This window comes from Flavobacteriales bacterium (assembly GCA_016716605.1).
GTDB lineage: Bacteria > Bacteroidota > Bacteroidia > Flavobacteriales_F > PHOS-HE28 > PHOS-HE28.
Genome location: JADJWA010000001.1, coordinates 843,614 through 864,681 on the forward strand (window position 1 = coordinate 843,614; position 21,068 = coordinate 864,681).

Sequence of the window (21,068 nt, forward strand, 5' to 3'; positions counted from 1 at the left end):
ATCGCGGAGCTGGTCGCTTAAGGCCTACCGGTGCATCCAGCGCTGCGCCTGGCGCAATCCGTTCGCGCAGGAGGCCACGATGACATACATGCCAGGTGCAACATCTCGGAGATCAACAATCGCCGATGGCGCGCTCGTGGGCGATGACAGCACACGCTGGCCTGTTGCGGTGAGCACCTCGAGTCGCCCTGCGCACACATGCGCGAATCGCACGGAGATGGTTCCGGCCACCGGCCCTGGCAGGAGTGCGAAGCCCTGATCAGAGCGCGCAGGCTCGGCGATTGCCGCAGGCTCAGCCAAGGGCGTGCTCCACAGGCCCCGGCCGAAGGTGGCCGCGAAGAGGATCCCGCTGGTGTAGTGTATCTCCAGATCGTTCACCTGCACACGCGGCATTCCCGTGTCGTAGGGCTCCCAATCGGCCATCCCGGCATCCCGGTGGAATACTCCGGCATCGGTGCCGATGTACAGGGCATCGTTGCTGCCGGCCTCGAAGACACCGCAGTTCACCGGCACATTCGGCAATGAGCCGGATACGTTACTCCACGAAAGGCCGCCATCCTCGGAGCGATGCACCTTGTTGCCGGAGTCGTATCCGCTGATGGTAGCCCAGATGAGCAAGGGGTCATTGCCGCTCACGAAGATGCTGGACAAAGCAGGGCCGGGTTCACCGGTGATCGTACTGACGGGAATAGTTTCCCAATCGGCGCCGCCATTGAATGTCCGATGCAGTGTGTCGTAGGTGGCGGCGTAGATCACCTGATTGTTCGACGGCGCGATCACCAACGAGCGCAGCTGCGCAGCCGAATTGAAGCTGGAAGCCTGCACCCAACTATCGCCCTGGTCCGATGACCGCCACACTTCGTTGAACCCGATCAACAAGGTCTCATGGTCCGTCGGATCCATGGCCAAGGGCGTTACCCAAGCACCGGGGCCGAAACCGTTCTGCTGCACGAAAGAGGTAAAGCCCGGGATATTGTCAGCAACGAGCGTACGATTGGCCCAGTTGTCCGTCGTGCGGTAGAGCAGGCCCGTAAGCGCACAGGAGTACTGCACATCAGAGTCCACCGGGTCAATGATGCACTCCATGTGGTCCCCCGGGATGTGGTCCGTCCAGGTAGTGCCGGTCATTTGCTTGAGCCCATTGTCCTGAAGCCCGCATAGCGCCCTGTCCGGCTCGCTCGCCGAAAGGCCCACCTTGTACATCTGGCTGATGCCCATGCCGCTGCTGCGGTCGTACCAGGTGATGCCTTGGTCGTTGGTGACGTGCAATCCGCCATCGCTGCAGGTGAACACCACTTGCGGAAACTGCGGGTGGAACTGGATGCAATGCTTGTCGGAGTGCAGGAAGGGCGTGCCGTTGGGATTCTGCTGGGCATTGGTCGTCCACATGCTGTTCAGCTGCCAGCTCGCTCCGGCATCACCCGTTCGCCACAGGTTGATGCCGCCGATCCACCGGCGGGCGGGATCCAGTGGATCAATCGCGGCCGCTAGGTCGAAGACGCCCTGGCCGCCACAGCTCGATGCATCGTATGATCGATGGAGCATGTTGTTCGCGCAGCTGCCATCAATGGCCTGACCGAAACTCGCGCCGCTGTTGTTCGAGTAGTACAGGCCCTCCAGGCCGCCGAGTCCTTGCATATCCGCGCAGACGGCCATCACGGCTGTCGGTGCGGCTTGCGTCACAGCCAGCGCGATCCTGCTCGCGCCAGTGAATGCGGTGGCCTGCGACCATGTGATCCCCCCATCTGCGGAACGGTGGATCTGCGCATTGCCGGTTGCGCTCAACGTACTGGCATACACCACCTGCGGATCATCGGGCTTGAACTCCATGTCGATGAACCAGCCCGATGCGGCGCTCGCCCAGCTGGCTCCTCCATCCATTGTGCGCCAGATGCCATCGGAAGCGGCGGCCAACAGCACTTGCGGGTCGGTTGGGCTGATGAGTAGGCGGCCGATGAGCTTCTGCGCCACCACATCCATGCTGAGGCCGGTGACGGACCACGTAGAGCCTCCGTCGATGCTCTTCCAAACACCGATGCTCTTGGTGCTGGAAGGGACGACCAATGCTGTTTCGGCATCGCCTGTGGCGATGAAGAGAATGTCGGGGTCCGATGGATGCACAGCGATATCGCTAACGCCGAGCACGGGCATGTCGCTGTTGATGGTGCTCCAGCTCATGCCGCCATCGGAGGTCTTCCACAAGCCGCCACCTGGCGTGCCGGCCCAGAATGTGGCCGCGTCCGTGGGATGGAAGGCCACGCAGTTCACGCGTCCCAAGCCGCCGAACCCCTGGAACACGAAACTCGTTGGCCCCTCTTCGGTCCAGTTCGCGGCCGATTTCGCACCGGCATGGCCCCTTGTCGGATGTGAATCACGGTACTCGGCCCATGCGCGATGCACGGCATTCATGGGTGGGAAGCCGCCCTCACGATCCACGCGCGGCTCCCAATAGGCCTCCCATCGCTTGAACTTGTTGAATCCTGTACCTCGCCCGACGGGCCGGGTGCTGTACAATTCTAGGAACCGCGCACGGATCTCCGGGAAGGAAGGGCCCTCCTCCTGCATCCCGGTCAGTTGCGCGATGCAAAGACCGGGAACGAACAGTATGGCAATCAACAGGTGCCTGCGCATGCTCCCGAAGGTAAAGCGCAGCAGCCGGTACATGCGCCGGGCTATTTTCGCCGGACCCTTGCATCATGCGCTTCCTGAAGAAACTCATCCTCTGGCTCATTCTGCTCATCGGCGGGCTTATCGGCCTGGCCTACCTCACCGGCAACAGCCACATCCCGCGCGGCGTGCGATACACCTACCTCATCGGCCGCACCAGCCCGGAGATCGACGACCGCGATTTCTTCCCTTACGCCACCATCTCCTCCACGAATCCGCAACCCTGGCCGAAAGGGGCCCGATACGGCGGATTGAAGCTCACGCCGGAACAAGAGAAGGAGATCACCGACCTGCACAGCGCGGGCTTCGCCGTGTGGCAGCACGACAGCTTGATCTTCGAGCAGTATTGGAACGGTTGGGACGCCGACAGCGTGAGCAACAGCTTCAGCGTGGCCAAGAGCTACATCAGCGTGCTCACCGGCATCGCCATGGGGGAAGGCCGCATCAAGAGCGTGTTCCAGCCGGTGAGTGACTTCCTCCCGGAATTCGCGGACAGCTGCCATGCGCGCATCAACCTGCATCATGTGCTCACCATGAGCACCGGCCTCGATTGGAGCGAGAGCGGAGCGGACCCGTTCAGCGACAATGCCAAGGGCTACTATGGAACGAACGTGCGCGAGCTCGCGCTCACCCAGCCCTGCCGCGATGAGCCGGGCAAGGAGCTCGATTACATCAGCGGCGCCACGCAGATCATGGCCGAGGTGCTCGAAGCCGTTTACGGCAGCCCGCTCGATGAACTGGTGCGCGAGAAGGTGTGGGGGCCGCTCGGCTGCGAGCACGATGCCTTTTGGGGCAAGGACCGCGAGGATGGCGACTTCAAGGCCTTCTGCTGCCTCTATGCCACCGCGCGCGACTTCGGCCGCATCGGGCAGCTCTATCTCGATAGCGGCATGTGGCGCGGCAAGCCGGTCGTGCCGCGCGAGTATTGGGAGGCGAGCATCACCCCTGCGCGCCTCATGGACAAAGGCGCGGCCAACGCGCGCTACGGCTATTTCTGGTGGCTGGCGGAGCTCGATGGCTTGCCCATCCACTACGCTCGCGGCTTCCACGGCGAATATGTGGTGGTGATCCCGCACGAGCGCCTGGTCCTCGTCCGCACGGGCATGAAGCGAGAGGAGGTGAACGCCACCGGCCATCCGACGGATGTATTCAAGTGGATCGCCATTGCGCGGGAACTGGCTTCACGCAACAGCTGAGACCCGCACCACAACCGGTCATTGCGAGCGAAGCAGCAACCCACAACCTCCTGCATTGAGAAAGGACATCATCCAGCCGAAAGTGGAAGGCGTGGCCATGGCCGTGGTGCGCGAGAAGGATGAAGCGGGCGGCGATGCGTGGTACGTGTACTTGATCAACCTGCGCAACGAAGCGCTGGAGAATGTGCTCATCAGCTCACGAGGCTATGGCGAGATCGCCGGTGAGGAGCGCAAGACCAGTGAGATGCGCCATCACCTGGAGAAGCTGGGGCCGAAGAGCTGGGCGCGCATCGAGCACATCGTCGAAGAGGTCTTCGCGCTGACCAACCAGTATTGGCTCAGCTTCTACATCGGCCGTGAACTGCACGACAAGCGGTACATCTTCCTCGCGGGCAGCATCAGCGAGGAGCATTTCACGCAGGTGCCCCTCATGAACGCGAGGGGCGTGATGATCGAGTGAGGGCATGGTTGAGGGTTGACGCTGGTGCCGGTAGGGGGGGGGTGCGGGTTGCCCGGATCTGCGATCTTCACCAACCCTCCTCCCGCTCAACCTGCAACCAACAACCTCCTTCAGCATGCGCGACCTCAGCAAGCTCCTCTTCCTCGACATCGAGACCGTGCCGCAGACCTACCGCTGGGCCGACCTCGATCCGCGCACCGCGCAGCTATTCGCCGACAAGACCCGTTACGAGCAGGAACGCGATGGCAAGACCGCTGAGCAGCTCTGGGGCGAGAAGGGGGGCATCCTTGCGGAGTTCGGCAGGATCATCTGCATCGGCGCGGGCAGCCTGCACAAAGAGGCCGATGCCTGGCACCTGCGCGTGACCTCCTACCATGGCCACAACGAATACGACCTGCTCACGCGATTCGCCGAGCTGCTCGACCGCCATTACCGCACCGACGACCATTGGCTCTGCGCGCACAACGGCAAGGAGTTCGACTTCCCGTGGATCGCGCGGCGCTGCATCATCAACCGCATCCAGGTGCCCCGCATCCTCGACATCGGTGGCCTCAAGCCCTGGGAAGTGGGGCACGTGGACACCATGAATCTCTGGAGCTTCGGCGACCGAAAGGCCTACACCTCGCTCGCGCTGCTGGCGCACATCCTCGGCATCCCCACGCCCAAGGGCGACATCACCGGCGCCGACGTGGCCCGCGTGTACTACGAGGACAAGGACCTCGAGCGCATCGCAGCGTACTGCAAGAAGGACGTGGTGGCCACGGCGCAGCTCTACCTCCGCCTAACAGGCCGCGAGCTGATCGCGGAGGAACGCATCAAGCTGGTGTGAGCGGTCGCTTCCACTGGAGCCGGGTATCTTGGCCCCATGCGGCCGATCCCCGCCCATGCCCCGCTCAACGATGGGGAGCGCACGCTGCAATGGGCCCTCTTCCTGCTCGTGCTCCTGGCCAACTGGCACATGGCCTGGCTGCAGCACATGCACGACCCCTACGAGTTCCTGCGGCACGGAACCGATTCGCTGGGCTACTACCAATGGCTTCCCAGCCTCCTGATCGATGGCGATTGGAGCCGCATGTACTGGACCTATCAGCAGGAAAGCGGCATCTGGATCAGCCTCTTCACCATTGGCGTGGCCGTGCTGGAGCTGCCATTCTTCCTCCTCGGCCATTGGGCCGCATGGACCTTCGGCTACGACCTCAACGGCTTCTCCTCGCCCTACGGCGTGGCCATCATGCTGGGCACCTCATTGTACGCCGCCGCCGGCTGCGTGCTCACTTTCAAGCTGGCGCGACGCTTCAGCGCGACCCGGCCGGCGCTGATCGCCGCGCTGGTGATCTATGCCGGCACCAACCTCTTGTACTACAGCGTGCATCAGCCCATGATGTCGCACCTGCATTCCTATTTCCTGATCACGCTCTACGCCTGGTGCGCGTTGCGCGTGCTCGACGGGCCGCGACCCGTGCATGTGGCCGCGCTGGTGCTCAGCGGGTCATTGCTCGTGCTGATCCGCCAACTCAACGTATTCGTGCTGCTCTTCCCTGTGCTCATGGGTGGCTGGGGCGCGCTGCGCCTGCTCACGGGCAACATGGTGCGCCATCGGATCACGCTGATCGCCTCTCTGGTGCTGGCTCTCGCGCCTTGGGTGCTTCAGATGGTGTATTGGCACTGGGCCACGGGCGAGGCCATCACCTTCACCTACGGGAAGAAGGGCGAGCATTTCGAGTTCGGCTCCATGGTGCCCGGCCTGGTGCTCTTCAGCCCGCGCAACGGATGGCTGGTGTATACGCCGCTCATGATCGCGGTGCTGGCCATGCTGTTGCGGCGCGCGTGGCAGGGCGTGGCCCCTGCAAGATCGGTCCTGTTTCTCGTGGTCTTCACCTTGATCGTTTACAGTGCATGGTGGTGCTGGTGGCTGGGCGGCAGCTTCGGCCACCGCGGCTTCGTTGACCTCTACGGCCTGCTCGCCATCCCTTTGGCGTGGCTGATGGATGCTGTGCTGCGGCGAACGATCCGCTGGAAACTGGCGGCCGCACTGGCGCTGGTGGCCGTCATCCAGCTCAACCTGGGCCTTGCCCGGCGCTACCAAGGGCATTGGTCCGATTACGGCTGGAATTGGAAGCAGTTCTTCAGCGAAGTGAGCCAAGTGGTGGCAGGCGATGGCGAATGAGCGCGCGATGAAGCCCAAGCCAAGCGGCTTTCGATTCATGGCCTCCGGCCGATGGTGGTGGGCCGTGCTCACCGCTGCTGTGCTCGGCCTGATCGGGCTGCACTATGGCCATGTGCTCTTGCGGTGCAATGCGGTGCTGTTCTCCGCCAAGGGCGATGGCATGAAGAACACCTTCACCTATGCCTGGCACGCCACGCATGGGGGGTCGATGCTGCACTTCAACGGGTCGGGCTACCCCTACGGCGACCATGTGTTCTACACCGATGGTCACCCACCGCTCGCCTGGCTCGTGCAACTGCTGCCTATGCTGCAACCGTGGCAGGTGGGCCTGATGAACGCCCTGCTGCTGCTGGCTCCGCTGGGTTGTGCCTGGGCGCTCTTCGCCATCGCGCGCCGTTGGGGGCTGGCGCCCTGGGCCGCAGCATTGGCTGCGCTCGGCATCACCATGCTGCAGCCCCAGGTGTACCGGCTTGGCGGCCATTTGGCCTTGGCGCATTGCTGGATGTTCCCGGCCACTTGGTACGTGCTGCTGCGCGCCTGCGACGAAGGGCGGCGCTGGCCGTGGGTGGCAGCCACCGGCGCGCTGGTGCTGCTGGCCTTGCTCACGCATCCGTACCTCGGCATGATGAACGCGCTTTTCGTGGCAGCGCTGATCGGCGTGCGCACGCTGGCCCGCATCGAGCGTGTGAAGCAGCTGCGGACCTGGAGCGATGCCGCGTGGATGGCCGCGCTGCCCGTGGCGCTGTTCATGGTCCTGGCCAACGCCACTGACCGCATTGCCGATCGTCCGGAGACGCCGCCCGGTTCCGAGGAGTACGCCACGCGCTGGCAGAGCCTGCTGGTATCGACCCTGCCGCCCATGGACCGATGGGTGAAGGCCCTTGTGCCGGAGGAGGGGCTCGCTTGGGAGGCCCTGTGCTACCTCGGCATCGCCACGCCGCTGCTGCTGCTCGCATCGCTCATTGCGCTTGCCGTGAAACTCAAGCGCAACGGCAGGTCGGCGCTGCGGCCCGATGAGCCTGCCATTCAACTGCTGGCCGCTTCACTGGTCCTGCTCTTCGCCATGAACGTTTGGGGGCGCTTGTTCGGTGATGCGCTGCCTGCGCTCAAGCAATTCCGCGCCACCGGCCGCTTCGCGTGGGCCTTCTACTTCGTGTGCCTGATGTACTGCGCGAAGCGTGCCTGGCATTGGCTCGTTGCGCCGAACCGGCCCAAGCGGGTGCTCGGGGGCGCGGTCTTCATTGCGCTCATGGGCCTTTATGTGATCGAGGGATGGCCGGTGATGTCGTCCATGGCCACGGAAATCGGTGATGCGCGAAATCCGTTCGACATGCGCGTGCCCGATGAGCGCCTCGACCCGATCGCGAATGCCGTGAAGGCGAGCAATGCGGCGGCTATCATCCCCCTGCCCTTCGTGCATGGCGGATCGGAACGCTACGCGAAGAGCGCCCCCGAACGGCTCCATGCGCTGGCCTATGGCATCGCCTATCGCTCCGGAACTCCGTTGATGGCCGGCAATCTCATCCGCACCTCCTTCGAGCACACCCGGCAATTGCTCGCCCTGCGCGCACCAGGGGCTTTCATGAAGCGCGTGGCCGGGGCCGTGCCGCCAGATGCAACGCTGGCGCTGCTCTGGAGCCGTGATGGGCTGGAGCCGGAGGAGGACTCGCTTTGGCGGAAGGGTGAGCCTGTGCACAGCAGCGAGGGTGGTGAGCTGCGCTTGATCCGCGCGGCAGACCTCTTCGCGTGGGATGGTCCGGCATTGCACAGGCTATTCGAGGAGCGGCGCCCATCGCTGCACCCGCAAGGCGAGTTTCTCCTGGATCGCGGAGCGGACACGCTGCATGCGGTCTTTCACGCCTCGGGGCCGATCAAGGGATGGGTGAGCGAGTTCTTGCCGTTGATGAACCTGGATGCCGGCGCGCTTGACACGGCGATCACCTATGAACTGAGCGCCGTGGTGCGCGCCATCGATGGTGAAGCGGTGAACTCCTGGTTGATCATCGAGCACGGCGATGCGGATGGCAAGGTGGATTGGGAGGGCTTCCGCGATGTGCGGGCCATGCCCATGCAGCTGCACGACCGCACCATCGCCTCGATGGCCTTCCGCCCCAAACGCGCGAGCGGTCGATACCGCATGCTCCTGGGCGCGCCTGAGCACAACCGCACGCGGGCAGTGGTGGAGCACGTGCTCTTCAGGCCCATGCAGGTGCAAGCCTGGCGCAGCGGCAACGACGGCCTGCATTACAACAACATCCCGCTTGACAGCGCAGCCTACGCTCCTCCAGGAAGGACCAAGCAACGCTGACGCGGACCTGTGCATGATCGCCCGACCATGAACATCTTCAACAACCCGCACCGACGCGACGCGCTGCTGATCGCCGCAGCTGCGCTCCTCGTTCGGCTGATGATGCTGCCTTGGGCGCAGACGGTGCAGGCCGATGCGGTGAGCCGGATCCACATCGCCGGGGAGTGGCTGCGCGACCCGCACTGGATCACGCATGGCTATTGGGGGCCGCTGCACCATTACCTCAACGCGCTCTTCATGCTGGTCTTCCCCGGCAAGGTGCTGGGGCCGCAGGTGCTCAACGTGCTGGCGGCATCCCTCACGGCCATCCCGCTCTACGGCTTTACGCTCACGCTCTTCCGCTCAAGGCGCGGCGCCGTGTTCGCCGCGCTGATGTATGTCTTCAGCCCCATCGCCCTGTGGACGAGCTTGCAAGCGCTCTCGGAGATCACCTACGGCTTCTTCCTGGCCTCAGCGCTGTTCGCGCTATCGATCAACCAGGGCCAGCCCCGCGCATGGCGCAGCGCCGCCATCGCCGGCCTGCTCATGACCTGCGCGGCCGCCACGCGCTACGAGGCCTGGGTGCTCATCGCGGCGCTCTCGCTGGTGGCCCTGCTCCTCCATGGCTGGCGCATCGCGCTCGTGTTCTGGGCCTGCGCCATGCTCTTCCCTTCGGTGTGGATGATCGGCAACCAGCTGGAGTTCGGCGATGCGCTCTACAGCGTGAACCAGAACGACGAGTGGAACATGGGCAAGGAGGGCATCAACGACGAGGTGACCAAGGCCACACGGATCCAGCGCGCCGTCTTCTTCCCGCTCTCCTTCGTGCTGAACAGCTCTCCGGTATGCGCGCTGCTGCTCGTGCTCGCAGGGGCCCTTGCAGCGATCAAGCGCACGCTCACCAAGGCGCAATGGGTCTGGCTGGTCCCCTTCGCGATCATGGCGCTCGTCTTCCAGAAGAAGGCGTGGGAAGGCTCGCTCATGCTGCACCACCGCTTCGTGATCACCTGGCTGATCCTGCTGCTGCCATACGTGGCGCTGGTGTTCAGCGCTCTTCGCCCGCGACTGATCCACCGCGTGATCATGCCGCTCGGCCTAGCGGCCACCATGCCCCTGGCCTTCCTCTTCGGCAAGATCGACTTCACCCGGCTCCTTGGCGAGCGCTCGCTGAGCAAGGCCATGGACGGACTGGTGCTGGGCCACTACCGCGAGCTGCAGGTGTTGCCGCGCTTGTACGGCGACCATACCGAAGCGCTGCTCGCCATGATCAACTCGCAGACCCGCGCAGGCGATGGATTGATCCTCGATTTCCACAGTTGGGATGCCAGCTACTACATCCTGCTCCATGCGCTGCCGAACACGCTTGTCGTTGGCGGGGCCAAGCACGAAGGCTTCCACGCTGATGAAGCCAAGGAACTGCTCGCCACGCACAAGCAGGGCCTGCTGGTCTTCAGCCGCACCGGCTTGCTGCAGCACAAAGTCCAATGGCGCGGTGAGGTGATGCGCCTCGAGGGCGTTGAAGAACCGCTGGCGGTGAGCGGCCCGGTGCCCTTGCGCGGCGTCCGTGTGTTCCAATTCCGCGTGATCGCCGGGGACGACTCCTTGGCCGTGGCCTCTGCGGCGGCGCCCCTGCGCGAGGTGCTGCCCGCCACCAAGGACCTCGAGCACTATGAGCAGCTGATCCGGGGCGACGAGGCCTGGTTCGCCGCCGTGCGAAGGCAGGCATTCTGGAAGCGCGAATCGGTGGATGAGGCGCTGAGGCGGAATGCCGAGTACATGATCGGCCTTGATCGGCAAGCCGCGCCGTGACCGGCTACAGACCGTATTTCACGATGCACCAGATCGCGCGGAATCCGTCCTTCCAGCCGATCTTCTTGCCCTCGGCGTAGGTGCGCCCATAGTAGCTGATGCCCACCTCGTAGATCCGGATGCCCTTCACGCGCGCGAGCTTGGCAGTGACCTCCGGCTCGAAGCCGAAACGCTGCTCGCGCAGGTCGAGGCCTTTGGCGATATCGCTTCGGATGAGCTTATAGCAGGTCTCCATGTCCGTCAAGTTCAGGTTATTGAACGCATTGGACAGGGACGTGAGGAATTTGTTGCCGATGCTGTGCCAGAAGAAGAGGATGCGGTGCGGATGATGGCCCATGAAGCGCGAGCCGAACACCACATCCGCGAAGCCCTCCACCACAGGACGGAGCAGGTCGTTGTACTCGCGCGGGTCGTACTCCAGGTCGGCGTCCTGCACGATGAGGTACTCGCCTTGCGCCTCACGGATGCCGCGGTGGATGGCCGCGCCCTTGCCCATGTTGCGCGGCTGCTCGAAGAACGTGATGCCCAAAGCCGGATTCGCCTCCATGTACCGGCGCACGGCGTCGGCGGTGCCATCCTTCGAGCCATCGTTCACGATGATCACCTCCTTGGCGATGCCGTGGTTGAGCGCTGCATCACGAACCTTGTCGAGGATGAGGTGGATGGTGCGCTCCTCGTTGTAGGCCGGGATGATGATGGAGAGGGTGCGGATGGGCATGCGGGGCGGCGAAGTTGCGGCGAAACCACGGATCGCGGCCAGGAACCCGACCGACCGCCTCAACGCGAGACCACCAGCCGCATATCGCCCAAGTGGATGCGCGGAGCCAACAGGTATGGAATCACGTCGAAGCGGAGTTCATCGCCCGGCTTGAGGTCCTTGGGCATGTATACGATCCCGGCATCGTACCACTCGCCGTAGCTGGGCACCTGCCCGTGCGATGCGACATCGATCCGCCCGATGCGCTCGCCCTCGCGGTACTGATCGATCACGAGCGTGAGCCAGCTGGCATCGCTCTGCTCCACGGCCCGAACCGAACCGGCCACCAGCACGCGCTCATTGCCCATGCCTTCTGGCACCGTCCAGCTCACGCTCGGCTTGGGCAGGCCATGCCGCGTGGTGTCATCTGCTTCAAAGGCGGGGATCGTCGCCTCGAACACGGTCTCCTCGAACGACCGGTGCATGGCCTCGTCCCGATACAGCGCGGTGCCCGCAGCGGCGGAATGGCCCACGAGCGTCCAACCCAGCTCCGTAGCAGCCGCTGGATCGATGGCCCCGAGGTGATAATCACAATGCGGCACGGTGCGGTAGTCCGGCTGATGCACGTTCACCATCCACGGCGTGCCGGCTGTGCGCAGGTAGTAGATCAGCGAGGAGCCGCAGGGCACATTGGTGCTGATCGTAATTACCGGTCGGCGTGCGCTTCGGGGCTGGTGATCGGCGATGGCTGCACGGGTGAGTTCGCGCACCGGCCCGCATTCGCGCCACTCCGACGCGACCTCGAGGTTCGCTGAACGGGCGAAATGCACGAGCAAGGCCACTGCCACAACAGCCGCAACGAAGACTGGGACGCGCTGGGCAATCGACCACGCTTGCACCGCGCTCACGAGCAGCCACCCAAGCAAAGGCACGATGAAGAGCCCCGTGCGCACCGCAGGCCAATTGAGGCCAAGCATGGCGTGTTGCACCTGAAAGGCCAGCAGCATGATCCCGATGACCGCCAAGCCCAGCCATACCGGCTGCACCGCTGATGTTCGGCGTGCGATGACCACTGCCGCCACGCACGCCACGACCAGGAGAATCAGGAAGGCCCCCATGATAGGCAAAGGCTCCCAAGGCAGATCCTGCCGGTAGGCCATCATGCGCGCCAAGGACCCCAGCGTTCCTTCCCAAAGGTCTTCGCTCCCGTGGAAGAGGGCTCCACCCGCGCGCATGCCGATCGCATTCCAGATTACGAAGCCGAGCACCGCGGCAACGCCAACGATCGTGCCCAGCAGCTCCTTGCTCACAAGCAGTGAACCGTTGCGCTTCGCATCGAGGAGCAGGAGCACCGCCACCACGGCCAGGAGCGCGAGCAGATAATTGAGCAGCACCGTATGCGCCAGCACGGCCAACGCAGCTGCCGCCACGCTGCGCAGCGCGAACCGCTGCTGCCGCCCTTCGGTGGCGAATCGATGAAGCAGCCAGAGCGAGAGCAGCAACAATCCATTGGAGATGCCATAGCCCCGCGCCAGGCTGAAGAAATCGAGCAGGTACGGATGCGCGCAGAGGATGACGAAGGAGGCCAGGGCCAGCACCTTGCTCCTTGATAGCAGCGAAAGGCGCATCGCCGCATAGAAATAGACCAGCCCGCCGATCAGGTTCGGAACGCGCATGGCGAAATCATTCGGGCCGAAGAGCTTCATGAAGAGCCACATGCCCCATACGTTCAGCGCATGGTGATTGGCCGTGGAGAGATCATGCTCCAGGAGCACCAGCTTGCCCTTGCGGACATGGTGCATGTACGTGAAGGCTTCGTCCCATCCGAATGACACCGTATGCGCGCGGATGCCGATGTAGGCCAGCAGGACGGCGGAGGAAATGCCGAGCGCCCAGCGCCATCCAAGTGGTGAAACGGCTGTTGAGGCTTTCATACCACGTAATCCGAAGGAATGAACCGCAGGGCCGCTTGATCAGCCTTTGCCCAGATAAGACCAGCAGAGGAGATCATCCTCTTCACAAGCGAAGCTCCTGATTAATCCGTGAACCTAATAGGCGCCCGAAACACCCGATTGCATGTCACGCGCACGGGCTCAGGCCGGGCGCCGATTGAGGTGCAGGAGGCGCCGGAGGGCTGGGAAGGACCTCGCCAACAAGAGCAGCGCGGCGAGCACCAAGAGCCAGGTGACCCGGCCCTGCAGCCGATCGTAGATGTTGGCAATCGCCCCGGTGGCAGCGGCATTCATCACGGTGAAGGCACCAAGCAGGGACACGAATCCCCACCAGCGAAGCGACCTGCGCGCTGGCCAGTTCACGAGCAGTGCCATGCATGCGGAAAGCACCACCCACATGTTGATGTTGTTCAAGTCGCGCAGCGCCCATGATTCGCGCTGTTGCAGGCTGTTCATATACATGGACAACTCGTGTCGATAATGCCGTTCAATGGGCCACCAAGGCGAACTCTGGTGTCCATACGCGCGCAAGCCCGATCCAATATCCACCTGCGTGAACTGAACCGTGGTGGCAAGGGCGCTGGTCCAAGCCAGCATGGGCCACATGCCAGGGTCTGTGAGGAGATCCCGTACCACCGGGTCCAGCCGTCTACTCGCTTCGAGCATCTCCATTCCGCCTCTGGTCGGAGAGGAATCGTCCCATACGTAGTGCATTGCTGCGCGGTCAAGTTCCTGAACATGGTCGCACAGGAAGTTCGGCCGGTCGGCGCAACGCCGCTTCAGATAGGTGTGCATCGCCCCGGATTCGATCAGCTTGGCGGACAGAAACAGGCTCGAGGTCGGTGAGAGCACGAAGCCATGCCCATGCCTTGCATTATAGCCCATGATGAACAAGATACCCGCCACGGGGACCGCGATTATGCCCGCAAGCACGGTGCGGCGGCGTTTCAACACGTGGTGCCCGGCAAGCGGGACGAACGAGGCAAGGGCGCCTGTGGCACCGATCATCAACAGCATCACCAAATGGCTGTAATGTGCGATGCCGAAGAAGAAGAGCATGAGCCAGAGAAGCAGCATCTCACCGATGGCTATTCCCCTTCCGAACACGAGCAGGAAAACGCATAGCCCCAGCAAGCCGCTCAGCGCATCCGGCATGATCTGGCTGGCATACCACGGAAGGCTGCTGATGGCCAGGAGCAAGGAGAGCACGATGAGGTGCGGCCGCCATGCCTTGCGTACCGCAGGAAACAGCGTGCCGATGGTGCGGTGGATGAGCCAGCTTGCAGCCATTCCTTGGAAGAACACGATTGTCCAGAGCGTGCTTTGCCAGGTCACCGCGCGAATGATCAGTCCATAACCGATGGGACGGTCAATCGGCGGGAGCAGCGACCTTGAGGTGTTGAGATAGGTGCCCGTGTCGCTGTATACCAAGGGTGCCTGGTTCATCAGCGCAGGCACGCATAGGATCAGTCCGGTCAGGAAGAAATACAGGGCCGCGCGCCAAGGGATGTGCTGCGGTAATCGCATTCGCCCCCCTATAAGGCCATCTCCGGCACTTCGCCCTTCGCCACCAAGCGCCCTTCGGTCTTCGCCTTGATCTCCTCCACGCTCACACCCGGTGCGCGTTCGATCAACTCAAAGCCCTCGGGGGTGATGTCGAACACCCCGAGATCGGTGACCACCTTCTTCACGCAGCCCACGCCCGTTAGGGGCAGGGAGCATTGCTTCAGCAACTTGCTCTCGCCAGCCTTGTTGGCGTGCATCATGCACACGATGATGTTGTCGGCGCTGGCCACCAGGTCCATGGCGCCGCCCATGCCCTTCACCATCTTGCCGGGGATCTTCCAGTTGGCGATATCGCCGCTGTCGCTCACTTCCATGGCGCCCAGAACAGTGAGCTGCACGTGCTGCCCGCGTATCATCGCGAAGCTGGTAGGGCTGTCGAAGATGCTGCTTCCGGGAAGCAGGGTCACGGTCTGCTTGCCGGCGTTGATCAGGTCGGCGTCCTCTTCGCCCTCAAAGGGGAAGGGCCCCATGCCCAGGATCCCGTTCTCGCTCTGCAGCACCACGTTCATCCCTTCGGGGATGTAGTTGGCCACCAGAGTGGGTATGCCGATGCCGAGATTCACGTAGTAGCCATCGCGCAGCTCGCGCGCGATGCGCTTGGCCATCTGTTCCTTGGTGAGCGCCATGGTGCCCGTGCGTTTCAGGTTCCGTTCGTTGAGGGTACCAAATGTAGAAGCCCGCCGTTCAAGCATCCGTGCGACCCGGCGTGCCGCACCGGGCCCATTGCCTTCAAGCGAGCGCAGGACGCGCATGCATTCCGCATTGGCATAGGCTGCCATCCGTGACGCAAGCGCATCAAGCCCTAGCTCAGAGCACGTCCCAATCACCCAGGCCCACCAACCATGCGGAGGGGTCCGCGAAGGATCCGCCCTTGGCCCCTCCGGCATCGCGCACCAGCAGGTTCAGCGGTCGCGGGTTGAAGCGCTCAGGCACCGCCAGGAAACCGATGCCGCCCAAGCGGGCGTTCACAGGAGCTTGCCCCGCGTAGAAGATCAGATCGGCTGCCTCTCCGATCAGCGCACGGTGGTCGCGCGCAAGGGTGGCGACCAGCGCGAGCAGTTCTTCCTCCGCTCCGCCACGGTGGGCCATGTCCATGATGATGAGGGCCGGGCTCCCGAACATGCGATCGGCCTTGACGACGACAGCAGCGAGCACCTCCGCGCCGGAGTAGGAAGCGACGAACCAATGCTTGCCGCGAGGCGATCGCGCATAGCGCCATTGCAGCCAGCGCAGGTCGCGGCGGAGGCAGCACCTGAACCGCGCCGCATGTTCCATGAACGCTCCGGCCATGGCGGCATCGGGCTCGTGTGCAACAGCGATCGACCCTGACATCCTTGGCCTCCGCCTCAACAGCTTCAGCAGGCCACCGCCCGCCACCCCGACCGCGTGGCCCAGCAGTGGCAACCGCCGCCCGAGCATGGCGCCTGCATCGAGCGGCATCACATGGGTCGGGTAGGTCAGCAAGCGCAGGTAGCCGTTGTACTTGAGGAAGGTGTGGATGCTGCGCGCATTGGGGAAGGTGTAGATGAGGTCCACCTCGGGGCTGGCATCGGCTTCTGCATTGGCGCACTCAGCCAGCTGGCGGAAGCCGCCTTGGCGCCGGTGGTCGGCGAGCATGGCCACATCCTGGATGTTGCCGATGCGCATGGCCCGGCCATCGATCACGGCATCGTAGATGGGCATGTGGTAGTAGCCCACGATCCGGTCGCCATGCCAGGCCACATGCACGTGCGCCAGGCCGGTGGGCAACTGCCGGTACTGCCAGTCCCAATAGCTGCGGTCGTACCGAACGGCATTGTGCCCACCCGTCTCGACGAGGATGGCGCGCACGGCATCCATGAGCTGCGCCTCCTGCCCGGGCTCAAGCAGCGAGAACCTGTAGGCTGACATCGGCAAAGGGCCTGATGGCCCGGTGGTGCTCGACGGTACGGCTCACCGTGCCGAACTGGAACTGGCGCAGCATGCGATCGGTATAGGGCACGGAGTTGCGCAGGCCGGTGTAGTGCGTGAATCGGGCTTTGCGCTCCATGGGCACCACCGGATGATCCGGGTCATATTCCCACGGATGGATGTAGAACATCCGTGGCAGGCCTGCCGCCGCGCGTTGCTGAAGCCCTTTGCGCGTGAAGAAATACGGGAACAGCCGGAAGTAGGCTCCGCCGATGCCCAGCCGCTTGCCGAGCAGGCGAAAGGTGCTCACCGGGAACTCGATGATGTCGGCCTCAGGGATTCGGAAGATGCTGTCGGGCGTGCTGGCTATACCATAGCGCCAGGTCTTCACAGGGGATATGGAACAGTCGATGGAGTAGCCCTCCTCGCGCAGGATCGCGAGCGCCCAGAGCGACTTCTGCGTGATGCTGAAGAAGGGCGCGCGGAAGGCCGTGACCGGTGTGCCCCCTGCATCTTCGAGGATGGCTTTGGTGCGCCGTACTTCTTCACGGAATGCTTCCGGTGCCAGGTGGTACACCTTCTCGTGGCTGAACCCGTGCGATGCCATCTCATGCCCGGCGTCACAAAGCGTGCGGATCAGCCGGGGGTATTGCTCCCCGATCCATCCCAAGGTGAAGAAGGTGGCCTTGGTGCCATGACGATCCAGGAGCTCCATCACGCGGTCCATGCCTTTCTCGAGCCTGCGCTCCTTCCCGCTCCAGTCGGAATAGGGCAGCTCAATGCCGTGGTACCAATCCTCCAGGTCAACGCTGAATGCGATCATGGCGCCGCAAGGTAGGCGGGCCGACGTCGAACGGTGCGTTGGTCAGGGGTGCTCCATCACCTGCATGCGCGCATGCTCGATGGTGAAGCCCTTGCGCTGCGGCTCCCAGAAGAAGACCTCAGCGCGCGCGGCATCCGGGCATCGCGGGATGAGCAGCGTCGTGCGCCATGGCTCGCCGTCCCAATGCGCGCGGCGCGTGGCCAGCATGATGTGGTCGGCATGGAGCGCACGGCCCGCCTGATCGAAGACCGCCACGCATGCCCGGAGGTCAAGGGGCTGGGGGCCGCGCAGGGTGCCATGCAGCAGCACGATCGCATCGGTTGCGCGCAAGGGATCCACGGGGAAGGCAAGGCCCCGCGAGCGGTCCAGCCCAACGGATTGCACTTCGAAGAGCGTGTCCGCGAATGCCCTGCCCTTGCTTGGATCACGACGCAGGTAGAGCACCAGGCCATTGTCCGAGCTGTCGGCTTTCACATAGCGCGGGTCCTCGATGAAGGGAACGCCCTTCACCGCGAAGCGCGCATCGGCGGGGGTGTTCGGCCAACGCGCGGCTGTGCCATCGCCTTCGCAGCCGTGCAGGCGTCGTTGCAGCCCATAGGGCAGCAAGGCCAGCCGGTGCATGCCCACCACGGCTGGCCTTCCGAGCGCCGCTTCCAGCGAATCGATCCGGGCGATGAACCGCTCCGGGACCGATTGCTCCGGCCAGAGCAGCGTGCGATCCACATTGGCGGTGAGCGCTGCGCGCAATGGGAGCACAAGCAGCGGCAGCGCAAGAAGCCAGGCGAGCGCGTGCACCCGGCGCAAGGCATCGGCGCTGAACGCCACGAAGAGGATCGAGAGCAGGAGCACATGAAGCGCCGTGCGGTCCTCGGCGTAGTTCAGCCCCATGGAATACGCCAGCAGCCAACGGAGCATGAATTCGCCCCAGAGCAATGCGCCAAAAACGAATGGCGCGCTCGGGAGCTTGATGCGACGATCCGCAAGAAGAAGGGCAATCGCGAGCAACATGAATCCGCCGGTGACAACAGCGGCCGGGCCGGCGCCATCAATCCCCAGGGCATACTTCAGCAAGGACACGACAGTGACCTCCAGATAACCCGCAGTGCCTCCCTGATACAGCAAGCCGAGCGAGGCCATGTACCGCGCCAACGCAGCGAACATCAGCATGGGTGTTAGGCCCAGCACGGTCCAAACGACCAATTGATTCCTTGTTCGCCATGCACGTCCAAGCAACAAGGCCAAGAGCACAGCGGAAACCGGAAGGAAGCCGATCATGAAGCCCAGCGCGGCATTGAGGGCGAGCAAGCACCAAGCGAGATGCTTCGTAGCGCCATGCTCCGCGAAGCGCAAGGCCTGATCGATGGAAACGAGCAGCAGGGCGAGCGCTGGCCCGTAGCCACGGAAGAGCGAGAAGAAATCGAGCGCGAATGGGCATGCCAGCAGCGCTGGCCAGAGCAGCCAGCGCACGGGCCTGCTCATGCGCCCGCCGAAGCGCCATGCCGCTGACGCGTAGAGCAGGAAACTGAGCGCACTGGCCCAGCGCAGCGCAAGCGGATGAAGTCCGAAGAGCTTGAAGCCGATGTGGCCGCACAGGCTGTTGAGGTAGTGGTTGTTCGCATCCCACATGGAAGCGAAGGGCATGAAACTGCCCGGCTGCGCGTAAGCAAGGAAGGAAGTGGCCTCGTCGTGAACCAACGGCACCATCCAGGCCCGCAACGTCGCGTATGCGAACAGGACGGACGTCAACCCGACGAAGGCCCAACGCTCCTTCAGAGTGATCGAATCGCTCATCATCGAGCGGGTTCAATACGGTGCACCTTCAATCGGACGCTTGGTGCCGCGAACGAGTGGCGCTTCGGATTCCAGAGGTAGCAGACCCTTCGCGCGGCTGCGCGCTCCTGACGGGGCACGCGCCGGATCACGCCCCACGCTTCCCCCTGCCAATGCGTGCGCATGCGCTGCGCGTCCACCGCATCGTAATGGAGCGCGCCGCCATCGGCATCCTTCACTTCCACCACTAGGCGGAGGTCGAGCGGTGAGAAGGTACTGCGCAGCTCGGCATGCAGCTCGATCAGCCATTCGCTGCTATCAAGCGCGGCATCTTCAGCCACGAGCAGCTCAACGAATTCGGCATCGGTCTCTTCAATGGTGAAGGCGGTATCGAGAAGGAGCAAGGTGCTCAAGGGCTCATCACGCTGCATGAGCGCGAGCTTGCCATGCGGCGCAGAGGTGATCGTGCTGAAACCGGCAGGCGCCTTGAAATAGGTCGGGTCGATGAGGAGAAGGTCGCAGGTGGGCTGCGGGAATCCGTCGCTATCGAGGAAAGGCAGCGTGCCGCCGTGACGCATGCTGCCGTATGCCCAAACGGCCGCATTCTGGTGGTAGCCGCCGATGAGCAATGGGCGCTCACTGCCTCGCTGCAATTGCTCCACCGCATCGAAGACCTCCGCAGGGATCGCCTGCTCCGGCCAATAGGCCGTACGGTCGATGTTTGCGAAAAGAGCCGTGCGGATCGGCAATGCAAGCATGAGGATGCCTGCCCAGCGCATCCAAGGCCGATCCTGCGCGAGTGCATCAACGGAGAACCCGAACAAGAGCAGCAGGAGCGGAACGAGGTGCATGGCGGTGCGGTCCTGCGGGTAGAGCACCCCGAAGACCTCGGCCAGCACGAAACGACCGAGCAGCTCACCGATGACGAGCAGCAGCAACGCGCCGATCTCAACGCGGTGACGATCCGTGCGCAAGGCCCACATGCCCGCGGGCAGGGGCAGGAGCATGAGGGCAGCGCCTGCAATCGGAGCATCCACACCAAGCACCCATCGGCTCAAGGAGGCCAGCGTGCCGCTGACGAGGCCGGCATCGGTGCCGAAGTAGAGCAGACCGCGCGCAGAGAGCTCGAAGGAATATTGCGTTGCGAGCAGCAGCGGCAAGGCGCCGAGCAGTACGAGGGCCAGCCATGCCAATGCATCGCGGCGAAGGCTGCGGAACACGATCGCAACAGCAGCCGCAAGGATCATGCACCACGCGATGAGCAGCGTTAGCGACGACGCGCAGGCCAACAGCATGGCTGCTAGAACGAGGAGGAGATCCCTGCGGCGCGCGTGGACCAACAAGCGCAACAGATGATGCAGCGCCATGAGGAGGAAGGCGAGCGAAGGACCATAGCCCCGGAAGAGCGCGAAGAACTCGATGTCGAAGGGCGTGAGCAGCAGCGCAATCACCGTGCTCATGCGGATGAAGCCATTCGCGATGGGCCGCGTGATGTGCCAGGCATACAGCGCCCAGAGCACGAAGCTGATCAATGAGAACGCCCGCAAGGCCAGCGGCGATGGCCCGAAGAGCAGATAAGCCGCACGCGTGACCGCCGTGCTCAGCAGATGATTGCCGGCATCCCAATGCGCGAGGTAGGGCAGGTAATCGCCCGTGAGCACGTAGGTCTGGAAGGTGGCGGCCTCATCGTGGGTGAGCGGGACGAGGGCCGCGCGCAAGAAGAGGTACAGGAAGGCCGCTAAGCCCACCGCGATGCAGGCGAGCCGTTCACCGCGCATGGCCAT

The 21,068-nt window shown here is 63.7% G+C and carries 15 protein-coding genes; 6 read left to right on the top strand and 9 right to left on the bottom strand.

All coding sequences use genetic code 11. The annotated features are described in order from the left end of the window. Positions 1-24: 24 nt before the first annotated feature. Positions 25-2,631 (bottom strand): hypothetical protein, encoded by a 2,607-nt coding sequence (locus tag IPM12_03310; GenBank protein MBK9146832.1) that lies wholly within the window; start codon positions 2,629-2,631, stop codon positions 25-27. Between the two features lie 65 nt (positions 2,632-2,696). Here IPM12_03310 and IPM12_03315 point away from each other — a divergent pair, with 65 nt between their 5' ends. From IPM12_03315 to IPM12_03340, 6 genes are all read left to right on the top strand, one after another. Next, positions 2,697-3,863, top strand: a complete 1,167-nt coding sequence (locus IPM12_03315; protein ID MBK9146833.1) for a serine hydrolase — start codon at positions 2,697-2,699, stop codon at positions 3,861-3,863. Between the two features lie 55 nt (positions 3,864-3,918). Next, positions 3,919-4,323, top strand: a complete 405-nt coding sequence (locus IPM12_03320) for a hypothetical protein (protein MBK9146834.1) — start codon at positions 3,919-3,921, stop codon at positions 4,321-4,323. A 115-nt stretch (positions 4,324-4,438) separates the two neighbouring features. Next, positions 4,439-5,152: a ribonuclease H-like domain-containing protein gene (locus tag IPM12_03325; GenBank protein MBK9146835.1), complete on the top strand. Its 714-nt coding sequence runs from the start codon at positions 4,439-4,441 to the stop codon at positions 5,150-5,152. Between the two features lie 36 nt (positions 5,153-5,188). Further along, a complete protein-coding gene (locus tag IPM12_03330) occupies positions 5,189-6,490 on the top strand; it encodes a hypothetical protein (GenBank protein ID MBK9146836.1) in 1,302 nt (433 codons plus the stop codon). A 37-nt stretch (positions 6,491-6,527) separates the two neighbouring features. Next, on the top strand, positions 6,528-8,798 hold the full coding sequence (locus IPM12_03335) for a hypothetical protein (GenBank protein ID MBK9146837.1): 2,271 nt from the start codon (positions 6,528-6,530) through the stop codon (positions 8,796-8,798). Positions 8,799-8,825: 27 nt separating this feature from the next. Then, positions 8,826-10,586 (top strand): glycosyltransferase family 39 protein, encoded by a 1,761-nt coding sequence (locus IPM12_03340; protein ID MBK9146838.1) that lies wholly within the window; start codon positions 8,826-8,828, stop codon positions 10,584-10,586. Between the two features lie 4 nt (positions 10,587-10,590). On the opposite strand, the gene IPM12_03345 is transcribed toward IPM12_03340, so the two are convergent. From IPM12_03345 to IPM12_03380, 8 genes are all read right to left on the bottom strand, one after another. Next, complete coding sequence (locus tag IPM12_03345; GenBank protein MBK9146839.1) at positions 10,591-11,304, bottom strand: glycosyltransferase family 2 protein; 714 nt, start codon at positions 11,302-11,304, stop codon at positions 10,591-10,593. A 59-nt stretch (positions 11,305-11,363) separates the two neighbouring features. Next, positions 11,364-13,217, bottom strand: a complete 1,854-nt coding sequence (locus IPM12_03350) for a glycosyltransferase family 39 protein (protein ID MBK9146840.1) — start codon at positions 13,215-13,217, stop codon at positions 11,364-11,366. A 159-nt stretch (positions 13,218-13,376) separates the two neighbouring features. After that, positions 13,377-14,762 carry a hypothetical protein gene (locus IPM12_03355; protein ID MBK9146841.1) on the bottom strand — a complete coding sequence of 462 codons (1,386 nt, stop codon included), beginning with the start codon at positions 14,760-14,762 and terminating at the stop codon, positions 13,377-13,379. Positions 14,763-14,770: 8 nt separating this feature from the next. Beyond that, positions 14,771-15,427, bottom strand: a complete 657-nt coding sequence (locus IPM12_03360; GenBank protein MBK9146842.1) for a CoA transferase subunit B — start codon at positions 15,425-15,427, stop codon at positions 14,771-14,773. 181 nt (positions 15,428-15,608) lie between these two features. Then, entirely contained in the window at positions 15,609-16,691 is a 1,083-nt protein-coding gene (locus IPM12_03365) for a GNAT family N-acetyltransferase (protein ID MBK9146843.1), read from the bottom strand. After that, positions 16,663-17,514, bottom strand: coding sequence for a DUF3473 domain-containing protein (locus tag IPM12_03370; GenBank protein ID MBK9146844.1), 852 nt, complete (start codon positions 17,512-17,514; stop codon positions 16,663-16,665). The genes IPM12_03365 and IPM12_03370 overlap by 29 nt, the downstream gene beginning before the upstream one ends. Before the next feature lie 42 nt (positions 17,515-17,556). Next, positions 17,557-19,305: a hypothetical protein gene (locus tag IPM12_03375; protein ID MBK9146845.1), complete on the bottom strand. Its 1,749-nt coding sequence runs from the start codon at positions 19,303-19,305 to the stop codon at positions 17,557-17,559. Beyond that, on the bottom strand, positions 19,305-21,062 hold the full coding sequence (locus IPM12_03380; protein MBK9146846.1) for a hypothetical protein: 1,758 nt from the start codon (positions 21,060-21,062) through the stop codon (positions 19,305-19,307). The genes IPM12_03375 and IPM12_03380 overlap by 1 nt, the downstream gene beginning before the upstream one ends. Positions 21,063-21,068 lie beyond the last annotated feature (6 nt).

Bases quoted from the DNA above. Each gene is read 5' to 3' on its own strand.
- IPM12_03375 (MBK9146845.1), bottom strand. From the start codon at position 19,305: ATGAGCGATTCGATCACTCTGAAGGAGCGTTGGGCCTTCGTCGGGTTG.
- IPM12_03325 (MBK9146835.1), top strand. From the start codon at position 4,439: ATGCGCGACCTCAGCAAGCTCCTCTTCCTCGACATCGAGACCGTGCCG.
- IPM12_03355 (MBK9146841.1), bottom strand. From the start codon at position 14,762: ATGCGATTACCGCAGCACATCCCTTGGCGCGCGGCCCTGTATTTCTTC.
- IPM12_03365 (MBK9146843.1), bottom strand. From the start codon at position 16,691: ATGTCAGCCTACAGGTTCTCGCTGCTTGAGCCCGGGCAGGAGGCGCAG.
- IPM12_03360 (MBK9146842.1), bottom strand. From the start codon at position 15,427: ATGGCGCTCACCAAGGAACAGATGGCCAAGCGCATCGCGCGCGAGCTG.
- IPM12_03310 (MBK9146832.1), bottom strand. From the start codon at position 2,631: ATGCGCAGGCACCTGTTGATTGCCATACTGTTCGTTCCCGGTCTTTGC.
- IPM12_03350 (MBK9146840.1), bottom strand. From the start codon at position 13,217: ATGAAAGCCTCAACAGCCGTTTCACCACTTGGATGGCGCTGGGCGCTC.
- IPM12_03345 (MBK9146839.1), bottom strand. From the start codon at position 11,304: ATGCCCATCCGCACCCTCTCCATCATCATCCCGGCCTACAACGAGGAG.
- IPM12_03340 (MBK9146838.1), top strand. From the start codon at position 8,826: ATGAACATCTTCAACAACCCGCACCGACGCGACGCGCTGCTGATCGCC.
- IPM12_03315 (MBK9146833.1), top strand. From the start codon at position 2,697: ATGCGCTTCCTGAAGAAACTCATCCTCTGGCTCATTCTGCTCATCGGC.
- IPM12_03370 (MBK9146844.1), bottom strand. From the start codon at position 17,514: ATGATCGCATTCAGCGTTGACCTGGAGGATTGGTACCACGGCATTGAG.
- IPM12_03330 (MBK9146836.1), top strand. From the start codon at position 5,189: ATGCGGCCGATCCCCGCCCATGCCCCGCTCAACGATGGGGAGCGCACG.
- IPM12_03335 (MBK9146837.1), top strand. From the start codon at position 6,528: ATGGCCTCCGGCCGATGGTGGTGGGCCGTGCTCACCGCTGCTGTGCTC.
- IPM12_03380 (MBK9146846.1), bottom strand. From the start codon at position 21,062: ATGCGCGGTGAACGGCTCGCCTGCATCGCGGTGGGCTTAGCGGCCTTC.